Origin of the sequence: Sodaliphilus sp. (assembly GCF_045598405.1) — a bacterium.
GTDB lineage: Bacteria > Bacteroidota > Bacteroidia > Bacteroidales > Muribaculaceae > Sodaliphilus > Sodaliphilus limicaballi.
This window is the reverse complement of the sequence record NZ_JAZLLZ010000037.1, coordinates 88350-100709: the sequence shown is the minus strand read 5'-3', so window position 1 is coordinate 100709 and position 12360 is coordinate 88350. Positions and strand designations below refer to the sequence as shown.

Genomic DNA, 12360 nt, shown 5'->3' with positions numbered 1-12360 from the left:
CCCAAGGGACAAATGACATATAATACATTAACAATCAAAATATGGAACCTCTATTTGAGAAACTAAGACAAAACGCTGTTGCATGCAAGCAACGCATTATCCTTCCCGAGAGTACAGAACCTCGCACTCTGCGTGCCGCTAACCGCATTATCGGTGACGATGTGGCCGAGATAATCTTGATTGGCAATAAGGATGACATCTTGGCAAAGGGACGTGAACTCAATCTCATCAATCTTGAGAAAGCAACATTTGTTGATCCTGCCGATGAACAGGCGATGGAAAAATACGCACAGCTGTTCTATGAACTGCGAAAAAGCAAAGGCGTCACTATCGAAGACGCTCGCAAGAAGATACAGGATCCTCTCTACCTGGGATGCCTCATCATCAAGAACGGTGATGCCGACGGTCAGGTTGCTGGTGCTGGTAACACCACAGGCGATGTGTTGCGCCCTGCTTTCCAGATTCTCAAGACTGCTCCTGGCATTAAGGTTGTGTCAGGTGCATTCATCATGATGATGCCCGAAGGCTCGCCCTATGGCGACAATGGCGTGATGGTGTTTGCCGATTGCGCTGTTCTCCCCGACCCCTCGGCCGAAGAACTTGCACAGATCGCCGTGTCGGCCGATAAGACTGCACGTGCGCTTGCCGGCATCGAGCCCCGCATCGCTATGCTCAGTTTCTCTACAAAGGGCAGTGCAAAGCACGAAAAAGTTGATAAAGTAGTTGAGGCTACCCGCCTTGCGCTTGAACTCAACCCCAATCTCAAAATCGACGGCGAACTCCAAGCCGATGCTGCTATCGTTGCTTCGGTGGGACAAAGCAAAGCCCCTGGTAGTGAAATCGCTGGAAAAGCTAATGTTCTCGTGTTCCCCAATCTTGAGGTTGGCAATATTGCCTATAAACTCGTTCAGCGCATAGGCGGCGTGACAGCAGTAGGTCCTGTGCTGCAAGGTCTTGCTGCTCCTGTCAACGACCTCTCTCGCGGTTGTAACGAGGAAGACATCTACAAGACAATCCTTCTCACCTGCAACCAAGCCATAAACAAGTAATAACCATAATTTAACAGATAAAGCTATGAATATATTAGTGTTAAACTGCGGTAGCAGTTCGGTAAAGTATAAGCTCATCGAGATCAAGGCCAATAAGACTCTCGCAGAGGGCGGCGTGGAGAAAATCGGTCTCCCCGATGCATTCATCAAGCTCAAGTTTGAGGACGGCGGCAAGAAAATCATTCCCCTTAACATCACTGACCATGTGGGCGCAATCAAGTCAATACTTGACGTTCTCACTCATGAAGAGTATGGCTGCATCAAGTCATTTGATGAAATCGATGCTGTGGGCCATCGTGTAGTGCACGGCGGCGAGAAGTTCAGCAAGAGCATGCTCATTACCGACGAGGTTAAGGCGATGATTAAAGAATGTTATGGCATAGCTCCCCTTCACAACCCTGTGAACATGCAAGGCATTGAAGCTATCGACGCAGTTCTTCCTAATGTTCCCCAAGTGGGCGTGTTTGATACTGCTTTCCACCAGACTATGTCTCCTGCGGCTTATCGATATGCTCTGCCCGAGAAATTCTACACCGAAGACCACGTGCGTCGCTATGGTTTCCACGGAACCAGCCACCGCTTTGTTGCATCACGCGTGTGTGAAATGCTGGGTGTGTCACCCGAGGACAAGAAAATTATCTGCTGTCACATTGGCAACGGTGCAAGCATTTCGGCCATTAAGAATGGCAAGTGCGTAGATACCACTATGGGTCTCACTCCCACCGAGGGTCTTATGATGGGTACTCGCTCGGGTGATGTTGATCCCGGAGCCCTACTCTTCCTCATGGAGAAGCACAACTTCTCGGCAAAAGACATGCTCGGCATCCTCAACAAGGAAAGTGGCGTGCTGGGTGTTACTGGAATCTCGAGTGATATGCGCGAAATCGTCGAGGCTGCCGAAGAGAAAGGCGATCCCAAGGCACAACTCGCTCTTGACATGTATGAACTTCGCATTCTCAAATATATCGGTGCTTATGCCGCCGAACTAAATGGTGTAGACATCATTGCATTCACAGGTGGTGTGGGCGAAAACCAGTATGGAACCCGCAAAGTTGTTTGCCGCAACCTTGAATACCTGGGAGTAAAACTCGACGAGAAAGTAAACGACGAGACTTGGCGTGGCAAGGAAGGTGTTATCAGTACCCCCGACAGCAAGGTGAAAGTTGTTGTTGTCATGACCGATGAGGAATATATGATTGCTCATGACACCGAGGCTATCGTTGAAGGACGCGAGCCCTGATATTAAAATAGTTATTCTATCACAAATAAGAGTGCTTGCCCTCCATGGCAGGCACTCTTTGTAGTAAAAATCACGGAATTGGTGGATAAAAACGACGATTTGTAATATTATATATGTGTTACTGCAAAAAAAAAGAGATAATATTTTTGCATTTTCACATTTAATTGTTAATTTTGTGCCGTAATGTTAATTTTTTATTGATAATTACACAGTATGAAAAAATCAACTATTTGGCTTTTGACCATAGTCATGGCGTTTGCCATGATCGGTTTGCTGTTCATGCAGATCATGTATATGGAAAACATGATCAAGATGCGCAACGAGCAATTCAAGGAAATTGTGGTGCGCAGCATGTATAGTGTGACTACTATGCTTGAACAGAATGAGACCAAATATTACCTAGACCAAGATTTAAAGGAAGCATCAGCAACCTATAGTATTGCCAGCGATGCTATCACCAACGATTTCAACTTGCCGAATGACAAGGTTGACACAGGATTATCGGTAGATGAAATTAAAGTGCCCAAGCGTTCCAACTTGAGTCCTATTAAAGACCTCAATGATAGTTATCAGACCAAGCAGGAAATCCTCAAAGGACAATATCTGTATCAAAAAGGCCTGCTCAATGAGGTTATCCTTAACATATTGTCGCAGTCGAGCGATCGCCCCATCAGTGAGCGTGCCGACTCGGCGACAGTGCGTGAATATCTCAACACCGAGTTTGCCAACAATGGGTTGCCGCAGCTGCCATTTGGTTTTGCTGTTGTCAATAAGAGTTCGGGCATCGTTTACCAGTCGCCCGAGTACTCCCCCGACGACGTGGAAGACGTGTACCAGCAGCAACTCTTTCACAATGATCCGGAGGGAAAGATATATTATCTAAATGTGTTCTTCCCCACTAAAAGCGACTACATTTTCTCGACGGTGAAGTTCATGATTCCGTCTTTCATGTTCTCCTTCGTATTGCTGGTTATCTTTATTTTCACCATCATCGTTGCTTTCCGCCAGAAGAAACTCACCGAGATGAAAAATGACTTCATCAACAACATGACTCATGAGTTCAAGACTCCCATATCTTCAATATCTATTGCGGCGCAGATGCTCAATGATGATTCGGTGCGCAAGAGCCCTGCAATGCTCAAGCATGTTTCAACGGTCATCAACGATGAGACCAAGCGATTGCGTTTCCAGGTTGAGAAGGTGTTGCAGATGTCCATGTTTGACCGCAAAAATGCCACAATGAAGCCAGAGGAGATTAATGCTGATGAGATTATCTACGGTGTTATTAATACCTTCAAACTCAAGGTGGAAAAGTATGGAGGCAGTATCGGTGCCACGCTTGAAAGCGAAGATCCCATTATCAATGTGGATAAGATGCATTTCACTAATGTGATTTTCAATCTGCTCGACAACGCTATCAAATATCGCCGAGAGGATGTGCCGCTAGAACTCAATGTCATCACATCTAACCCCGATGAGGATCACATAAAGATTGTCATTGAGGATAACGGCATAGGCATCAAGCGTGAGGACTTGAAAAAGATATTCGAAAAGTTCTACCGCGTTTCCACCGGCAACCGCCATGACGTGAAGGGGTTTGGACTTGGACTTGCTTATGTCCACAAAATGGTCACTCTCTTTGGCGGCACAATCAAAGCCGAGAGCGAAGTGAACAAAGGAACGAAATTTATTATATTATTACCACTTATAAAATAGAAAATTATGGAAGAAAAACTGAAAATCCTTTTGTGCGAGGATGACGAGAATCTGGGAACACTCACCAGAGAGTATCTTGAGGACAAAGGCTACAAGGCTGAACTCTTTGCCGATGGCGAAAGCGGATACAAGGCGTTCTTGAAAGGCAAGTATGACATCTGTCTGCTCGACGTGATGATGCCTAAAAAGGACGGTTTCCAACTGGCTCAAGAAATTCGCACAGTCAACAACGAGGTGCCTATTATATTCCTAACAGCAAAGGCTCTCAAAGAAGATGTTCTTGAGGGTTTCAAAATCGGCGCCGATGACTACATCACCAAGCCTTTCAGCATGGAGGAGCTTGTGTTGCGCATCGAGGCAATCTTGCGCCGCGTGAAGGGCAAGAAAGGCAAGGAGGTTACTGTTTACAAGATCGGTAACTTCACGTTTGACACTCAACGCCAAATGCTCTTCACCGATGAGAAAAGCGAGAATCTCACCACGAAGGAGTCAGAGTTATTGAGTTTGCTTTGCGCTCATGTCAACGAGATTCTTGAGCGTAATTTCGCACTCAAGACCATCTGGATTGATGACAATTATTTCAACGCCCGTTCGATGGACGTTTACATCACTAAACTCCGCAAGAAACTCAAGGCTGATCCCAACATTCAGATTATCAATATTCATGGCAAGGGTTATAAACTCATTGCTCCCGACACAGAGGTTAAGTGAAATTCTCATTTTAGGTGAGTTGGCTTCGCCTTTAAAATCGGCGTTACTTCATTCTTTTTATTAATAAAGTTGGAAGTATCGCCGTTTTTTTTTAATTTTGCAGCCAAATTGACTAGAAATTAGAGATGAAATTGTTTCTTTATCGCATATATCAGTGGTGCATTGCTACTCCGCTTGTTATTATATTCACTATCATATATGCACTTCTGTCGTGCATAGGCAGCATTGTCAGCCCTAACCGCTGGGCGCACTATATGGGTGTTGCTTGGGGGTGGACATGGTGCACGCTCATGCTTGTGAGGGTCAAAGTTGTTAGAAGTCCAAAGGTTAGCAAGAATTCTTCATATGTATTTGTTGCTAATCATCAGAGTGCTTATGACATATTCTCTATCTATGGTTTCTTGGGTTACCAGTACAAGTGGATGATGCGAAAGGCACTCACTAATATACCTTTTATAGGATGGGCATGCCGGACAGCGGGTCACATTATGGTTGATAACAAGTCGGCTACTGGCATCAAGGCCACTATTGCCGATGCCAAGAAAAAACTGCAAGGCGGAGTCTCGGTTGTCATCTTTCCTGAAGGTCGTCGCACTGATACCGGTAAAATGGGTCCGTTCAAGAATGGTGCTTTCAAACTCGCTGTAGAATTTGGACTACCTCTTGTTCCCGTAACAATAGATGGCGCTTACAAAGTGATGCCCCGCAACACTTTTAATGTGACACCAGGAACAATCAAGCTTACGGTACACGATCCTATAGAACCGGGCGAAGACGGCCATAACGTATCGCACGTCAGTGAGTTGTGTCGCAAAACCATTCAATCATGCTTGCCTGCCGAAAACTGTGACTAGATAAAAAAGTGATTTTTTTACAAAAAAAACACTGAAATATTTTGCAGGTTCAAAAAAAAGCAGTAATTTTGCAACGCAATTGACGGAACGCAATTGACAAACTGTCTTATGGTGTAATGGTAGCACGACAGATTCTGGTCCTGTTAGTAAAGGTTCGAGTCCTTTTAAGACAACAAGAGAGGTGACCGTAATGCGGTTACCTTTTTTATGAAATTTACTTTTTTAACAATTTAAACTAATTATCACAAATGGCAACTAAAATCAGATTGCAGCGCCACGGTCACAAGGACTACGCGTTCTATCCCATTGTAATCGCCGATAGCAGGGCACCACGAGATGGTAGATTTATTGAAAGGATTGGTTCTTATAACCCAAACACTAATCCTGCTACAATAAGTTTAAATTTCGAGCGCGCACTCTACTGGGTGAATGTAGGTGCAATTCCTACTGACACAGTTCGTAACATTCTTTCTCGCGAAGGCGTTATGCTCATGAAGCATCTCCAGGGCGGCGTTAAGAAGGGCGCATTTGATCAGGCTGAGGCTGAGCGTCGTTTCAACGCTTGGAAGGCCGAGAAGGATGCAAAGCTTGAGAATGTTAAGAACCAGGAGCGTGAAGCTAAAAAGGCTAACGCAAAGCAAGCTCTTGAAGAGGAAGTAAAGAAGAATGAAGCTAAGGCTGAGGCTGTAGCAAAGAAGAAAGCTGAGATCGCTGCCGCTAAGGCTGCTGCTGAGGCAGAAGCTGCTGCTGCACAGGCTGAGGCTGAAGCTCCCGCTGAAGAAGCAGCAGAGGCTTAATTCTCAAAAAAGACGAAAACAAAAAATCCTGCTTTTTGTGAGCAGGATTTTTTTTCACCCTTTTCTGTCTGTTAATCACTGAAAATCGTTGGCGAGGCACTCGGCACATCTCTCACCGTCAATAGCACTTGACACAATGCCGCCGGCATAACCTGCCCCTTCTCCACATGGATAAAGCCCTTTTATAGCGATGTGACATAAAGTCTCGTTATCACGGGGAATACGCACGGGTGATGATGTCCTTGTCTCTACACCAATCACAATCGCATCGTTAGTGAGGAATCCAGGTCTAGTACGGTCAAATTCCTTAAAACCCTTACGCAACCTGTTACCTATAAACGGAGGTAACCATTTGTCCAGACGTGATGGTTGCACTCCTGCTGGATAAGACGACGGAGGGATGAGTTTAGACGGTTTACCTTCCACAAAGTCTTTCATGCGCTGTGCTCCTGCAACCAGGCTGTTACCTGCTTGTTCATAAGCCACTCGTTCTAGGTCTTCCTGGAAACGCATCATTTTCAACACACCCATGTCAGAATATTTTTCGGGCAAATCTTCTGGATGAATTTCAACCACCATGCCCGAGTTTGACCAATAGGTGTTGCGCAAGCTAGGCGACATTCCGTTCACAACAAGTTGTCCGGGTGCACTGGCAGCAGGCACAATCACGCCACCAGGACACATGCAGAACGAATATACGCCTCGTCCATTCACTTGGGTCACAAACGAATATTCCGCAGCAGGCAGATACTTGCCACGTCCTTCACGAGAGTGATATTGCAACTGGTCAATAAGATGCTGCGGGTGTTCTAGTCGCACTCCCACGGCGATTCCCTTGCTTTCAAGTTCAATGCCTTGTTTGTTGAGCATCTCATAGACGTCACGGGCCGAGTGGCCGGTAGCGAGGATAACAGGTCCCACATACTCCTCGCCCGTTGATGTTACAACACCATTTACCTCATTATTGTCAACCTGCAGATTTGTCACACGAGTCTGAAAATGTACCTCGCCGCCACATTTGATAATTGTATTGCGCATGTTTTCAATCACATGCGGCAGCTTATCGCTACCTATGTGGGGATGAGCATCAATTAAGATATCCTCTTTGGCTCCATGCTGGTGCAAAATGCCCAATATTCTTTTTACCGAACCACGTTTCTTGCTGCGGGTGTAAAGTTTTCCGTCACTATATGCTCCTGCCCCACCCTCGCCGAAACTATAATTGCTGTCGGGGTCCACAACGCCTTCTCTAGAAATGCGTGCCACATCCACTCTACGGTCCTTGACATTCTTTCCGCGTTCAAGCAAAATGGGTTTTATGCCAAGTTCAATAAGCCTCAATGCGGCAAATAGTCCGCCAGGGCCAGCACCCACAACAATAGCCTGCTTTGTGCCGGTTACCTCTTTGTAGTCGATGGGGTCAACAAGATTCTCTTCGGCTACGGGTTCATCGATGTAAGCTCGAACTGTTAGATTTATCATTATCTGACGTTGACGAGCATCTATTGAGCGCTTTATGATTCTAACACCATTTATTCGCTCAATGTTTATCTTTAATTTGCCAGCCACAGCACGTATTATCTCATCGGTACACGATGCTACGCGGGGTATTTCTCTTATTTGTAGTTCTTCTACCATTTCTTTTGTACTTTTTCAATGCAAATTTAATGCTTTTTTGCCTATTTAGTTGTATCTTTGTAAAGTTTTTAACTCACAATGGTTGACAATGACTAAAATAAAAGGAGTATTATTTGATTTAGACGGTGTTTTGCTAGATACCGAGGGGATTTATACTGAATTCTGGGACGCTGTAGAAGAGCGCTACCCTACCCACATTCCTAACTTTTCAAGCGTGATCAAGGGATCTAATCTTTTTGAGATTCTTCATGACCATTATGCCGACGAGAATACAAGGCAACTCGTTACCGAGATGCTTAATGACTTTCAGCGTAGCATGAAGTATGAATATTTTCCTGGGGCGATTGAATTTGTTGAACAACTCAACAAAGCTGGCATTGCCACTTGTATTGTCACCAGCAGCGACCAGAAGAAGATGGATGCGGTATATGCTCAACACCCTGACTTCAAGGAGCACTTTAATGCCATTGTCACTGGTGATATGGTAAAAAACGCTAAACCCCATCCTGAATGTTTCCTTCTGGGGGCAAAACTCATCAACTGCGATTGCTCGCAATGTCTAATCTTCGAAGATTCGATTAAAGGATTAAGAGCAGCGCAAGCTGCCGGGGGTAAAGTCATAGGACTTCCTACTACCAATCCAGAGGATGTTGTCAAGCAATATGCTCATGTCGTGATTAATTCATTTGAAGGTCTCTCTCTTGAAAATTTATTATAACGGCATGAAGTTCACACTCATGGTTGTTGGCAAAACTGCCACAGGGTATCTCAAGCAAGGTATTGATGAGTATGTCAAGCGTTTGTCGCATTACATTACATTTGACATAGTGCATCTATCTGACGCGAAAAACACGAAAAAGCTCACTGAAAGCCAGCAGAAACAAGCCGAAGGCATCACAATCTTGCAGAAACTGGAGAGCAGCGACTATGTGGTATTGCTCGATGAACATGGCAAGGAATACACATCGATGAACTTCTCGGCCTACATTCAGAAACGCATGGCAAGCGGTTCGCGCAGGGTGGTATTCATTGTGGGAGGGCCTTACGGGTTCTCGGAGGATGTGTATGCAAGGGCTAATGACATGCTTTCATTGAGCAAAATGACATTTTCGCATGAGATGATAAGGCTCATTTTCACCGAGCAGCTTTACCGAGCATGTACTATTCTTAACCACGAACCCTATCATCACGAGTGATGTGTGGCATGTTTTTTGCAATTTATATTCTGTGTAAATAATTTTATATTGTATAGATGAACAATTACTTTGACGATAACAATAACGAAATGAGCGAATGCTCACCTACTAGAGTTATGCCTATAATCACTGAAATACACCATACTAAGGACGAAGACCCTGTTGTTGACGAGAACGGCAAGATGTCAGTTGCAATGCTGGCACTTCGCGACATGGTCCTTTTCCCTGGCATGACTATGCCCGTAGCTGTGGGAAGAGAAAAGTCACTTAAAGTAGTGCGTGAAGCATCTAAAAAACACCAGCGCATAGGTGTTTTCTGCCAAATTGACCGCGCAACCGAAGATCCCGGACAAAAAGACCTATATAATTATGGCACACTTGCCGAAATTATTAAGGTCATCGAGATGCCCGACGGCTCGGTTAATGTCATTCTGCAAGGTCGCGTTGGACTTTGTCTTGACGAAGTGACCGAGACTGTGCCTTATCTCAAGGGAACGGTTTCTCTCACCGAGGAAATCAAATCACCTAATAGAGACACAGAGTTCAAGGTGCTCATTTCTTCGATCACCGAGGTTACTTTTAACATGCTGGCCAACATGGGCGACAGCGGACGTGAACTCGCCTTTGCGATGAAGAATATTGATAACTCTTATTATCTGATTAACTTCTTGGCAACAAATGTGCAGTTCGACCCTGAAAAGAAGCAGGCGATGCTCGAAGAACGTAACATGAAAAAGCGTGGTTACATGCTTTATTCTTATCTTCGTCAAGAAGCCCAATTTGTTGAAATCAAAGCAGAAATCCAATCTCGCACGAGAGAAGATATATCTCAACAGCAGAGAGAACATTTCCTTCAGCAACAGATTCGCACCATCCAGGAGGAACTGGGCGCTGCTGGCGGCGATGACATTGATGTTCTCGAAAACCGTGCTCTCAAGAAAAAGTGGAGCGACAAAACTAACGAGCAGTTCCAGAAAGAACTGCGCAAACTCGAGCGTCTCAACCCGCAGTCGCCCGACTATGCAGTCCAGTTTGCCTACCTTGACAACTTCCTCAACCTTCCCTGGTTGGAGTACAGTAAAGATAATTTTGACTTAAAGAAGGTAGAGAAAAAACTTGATAAAGACCACTATGGTCTCGACGATGTCAAGAACCGCATCCTTGAACACCTTTCAGTGCTTAAATTGCGTGGTGACCTCAAGGCTCCCATCATCTGCCTCTATGGTCCTCCGGGAGTGGGCAAGACATCGCTCGGACGTTCTGTTGCCGAGGCGCTTAACCGCAAGTATGCACGCATCTCATTGGGCGGACTCCATGATGAGGCCGAGATTCGCGGACATCGTCGCACCTACATAGGTGCTATGCCGGGACGCATCATTGACGCTATGATCAAGAGTGGCACATCTAACCCCGTGATTGTTCTTGATGAGATTGACAAGGTGGGCAAGGATTACAAGGGCGATCCCTCTAATGCACTGCTTGAAGTCCTCGATCCCGAGCAAAACAACAAATTCCACGACAACTATCTGGACGTGGATTACGATTTATCGAAGGTGTTGTTTATCGCTACCGCCAATTCGCTTGCAACCATCAGCCAACCACTGCTCGACCGCATGGAAATCATCGAGATAAGCGGTTATATCCAGGAGGAAAAGCTGGAGATAGCCAAGCGTCACCTTATTCCCAAGCAACTTGAGCAGAATGGATTTGATCCTAAAGAAGTGAAATTCAGCAATCAAGCTGTTTCTAAGGTCATAGACCTTTACACAAGGGAAAGCGGTGTGCGTGAGTTGGAGAAAAAAATCGCAAAGGTATTGCGCAAGATTGCCCGCCTCAAGGCTTATGGTGACGAATATCCCACGACGGTTAAGCCCGACATGGTCTCTGATTATTTAGGTCCCAAGACATTCACTCACGACATCTATGAGGGCAATGACTATGCGGGCGTAGTGACTGGTCTGGCATGGACCGCAGTGGGCGGTGAGATCCTTTTCGTTGAGTCTTCGCTTTCAAAAGGAAAAGACGGCAAACTCTCGCTCACAGGCAATCTGGGTGACGTGATGAAAGAATCGGCCGCTATCGCAATGCAGTACATCAAGGCTCACTGCGAAGAATTAGGCATCAGCATGGACACTATCAACTCTCACAACGTGCACATCCATGTTCCAGAAGGTGCTGTACCCAAAGACGGACCTTCGGCTGGTGTCACAATGGTAACGTCACTTGTATCTTCATTCACACAGAGAAAAGTGCGCAACAAACTTGCAATGACAGGCGAGATTACCCTACGCGGCAAAGTGTTGCCAGTGGGAGGAATCAAGGAGAAAATCCTCGCTGCCAAGCGCTCTGGTATCACCGATATAATCTTGTGCGAAGAAAACCGCAAAGACATCGAAGATATCAAACCTGTTTATCTCGAAGGCGTGACTTTCCACTATGTAAAGACAATATCCGATGTCCTTGACTTTGCACTACTTGACGAGATGGTAAAGAATGCGCTCACGCTGTGATGCCCGAGTTGAATACGGTTCTATTAGAAGATTAAATTTAACTTAATAAGTCCGGAGGGAATTGCTCTCAGGACTTTTTTCTTGACTGTCAATGATGTTTATCAGCTATTTAATGATATAATATCATTGGTGTCCAATAAAAATGGACGAGTTAATTAATTTAATCAAATAGTCCCTTAAAAAGGGGATAATCGAGTACGCTCGTCACCTCCATGTGCAGTGCTGCCGAGTTCCTTGACATCAATTCTACCAGAATGACTCGAGGAACAGGCGATCGCTGTATGGGACTAACCATTCGTCCGGTGCGAGCGGTTAAGACGGAATAAACCATTTAAAAAATGTTATAACACATTGGTATATCAAATAAATTATTTAAATTTGAAAAGTAATTTTTATATCAATTTAGGTTATGAACGATATATCTGATTTATTAAGAGAATTATTGGATCGATGTGGCAATAATGAGACACTCGACAGTGAGTTTCAAAATCTATTGCAGGCCGACGTTAGACTACAAGATGAGTATAAATTGTGGTGTAACGCACATGGCTACACTGTGCGCAACGGCTATCGTGACTATATAAATGAACTTGTTGAATCTCAAGATTCTATTTGGGATAATTATAAAGAATTTGGAAACGAAATTTAA

At 45.0% G+C, this 12360-nt stretch carries 11 protein-coding genes and 1 tRNA gene; 11 read left to right on the top strand and 1 reads right to left on the bottom strand.

Annotated features, from left to right (window positions below):
- Positions 1 to 41 precede the first annotated feature (41 nt).
- The 7 genes from pta to ACKI3C_RS03235 all read left to right on the top strand — a co-directional run bounded on the left by pta (position 42) and on the right by ACKI3C_RS03235 (position 6367).
- A complete protein-coding gene (pta, locus tag ACKI3C_RS03265) occupies positions 42 to 1049 on the top strand; it encodes a phosphate acetyltransferase (protein ID WP_407401998.1) in 1008 nt (335 codons plus the stop codon).
- Between the two features lie 25 nt (positions 1050 to 1074).
- Positions 1075 to 2289, top strand: a complete 1215-nt coding sequence (locus ACKI3C_RS03260) for an acetate kinase (RefSeq protein ID WP_407401996.1) — start codon at positions 1075 to 1077, stop codon at positions 2287 to 2289.
- Positions 2290 to 2502: 213 nt separating this feature from the next.
- Positions 2503 to 4005 carry a sensor histidine kinase gene (locus ACKI3C_RS03255; RefSeq protein WP_407401994.1) on the top strand — a complete coding sequence of 501 codons (1503 nt, stop codon included), beginning with the start codon at positions 2503 to 2505 and terminating at the stop codon, positions 4003 to 4005.
- 6 nt (positions 4006 to 4011) lie between these two features.
- Entirely contained in the window at positions 4012 to 4716 is a 705-nt protein-coding gene (locus tag ACKI3C_RS03250; protein ID WP_407401992.1) for a response regulator transcription factor, read from the top strand.
- A gap of 125 nt (positions 4717 to 4841) precedes the next feature.
- Positions 4842 to 5570, top strand: coding sequence for a 1-acylglycerol-3-phosphate O-acyltransferase (locus tag ACKI3C_RS03245; protein ID WP_407401990.1), 729 nt, complete (start codon positions 4842 to 4844; stop codon positions 5568 to 5570).
- A 102-nt stretch (positions 5571 to 5672) separates the two neighbouring features.
- A tRNA-Gln gene (locus tag ACKI3C_RS03240) sits at positions 5673 to 5743 on the top strand.
- 75 nt (positions 5744 to 5818) lie between these two features.
- Positions 5819 to 6367 carry a 30S ribosomal protein S16 gene (locus tag ACKI3C_RS03235; RefSeq protein ID WP_407401988.1) on the top strand — a complete coding sequence of 183 codons (549 nt, stop codon included), beginning with the start codon at positions 5819 to 5821 and terminating at the stop codon, positions 6365 to 6367.
- Positions 6368 to 6442: 75 nt separating this feature from the next.
- Here the strand turns inward: ACKI3C_RS03235 and ACKI3C_RS03230 are convergent, their stop codons facing one another.
- Positions 6443 to 8005 carry an NAD(P)/FAD-dependent oxidoreductase gene (locus ACKI3C_RS03230; protein WP_407401986.1) on the bottom strand — a complete coding sequence of 521 codons (1563 nt, stop codon included), beginning with the start codon at positions 8003 to 8005 and terminating at the stop codon, positions 6443 to 6445.
- 88 nt (positions 8006 to 8093) lie between these two features.
- Between ACKI3C_RS03230 and ACKI3C_RS03225 the strand changes: the two genes are divergently transcribed.
- The 4 genes from ACKI3C_RS03225 to ACKI3C_RS03210 all read left to right on the top strand — a co-directional run bounded on the left by ACKI3C_RS03225 (position 8094) and on the right by ACKI3C_RS03210 (position 12360).
- Positions 8094 to 8723: an HAD family hydrolase gene (locus ACKI3C_RS03225; RefSeq protein ID WP_407401984.1), complete on the top strand. Its 630-nt coding sequence runs from the start codon at positions 8094 to 8096 to the stop codon at positions 8721 to 8723.
- Positions 8724 to 8727: 4 nt separating this feature from the next.
- Positions 8728 to 9201 carry a 23S rRNA (pseudouridine(1915)-N(3))-methyltransferase RlmH gene (gene rlmH, locus ACKI3C_RS03220; RefSeq protein WP_407401982.1) on the top strand — a complete coding sequence of 158 codons (474 nt, stop codon included), beginning with the start codon at positions 8728 to 8730 and terminating at the stop codon, positions 9199 to 9201.
- 116 nt (positions 9202 to 9317) lie between these two features.
- Positions 9318 to 11711: an endopeptidase La gene (lon, locus tag ACKI3C_RS03215; protein WP_407401980.1), complete on the top strand. Its 2394-nt coding sequence runs from the start codon at positions 9318 to 9320 to the stop codon at positions 11709 to 11711.
- 409 nt (positions 11712 to 12120) lie between these two features.
- Positions 12121 to 12360, top strand: a complete 240-nt coding sequence (locus ACKI3C_RS03210; RefSeq protein ID WP_407401978.1) for a hypothetical protein — start codon at positions 12121 to 12123, stop codon at positions 12358 to 12360.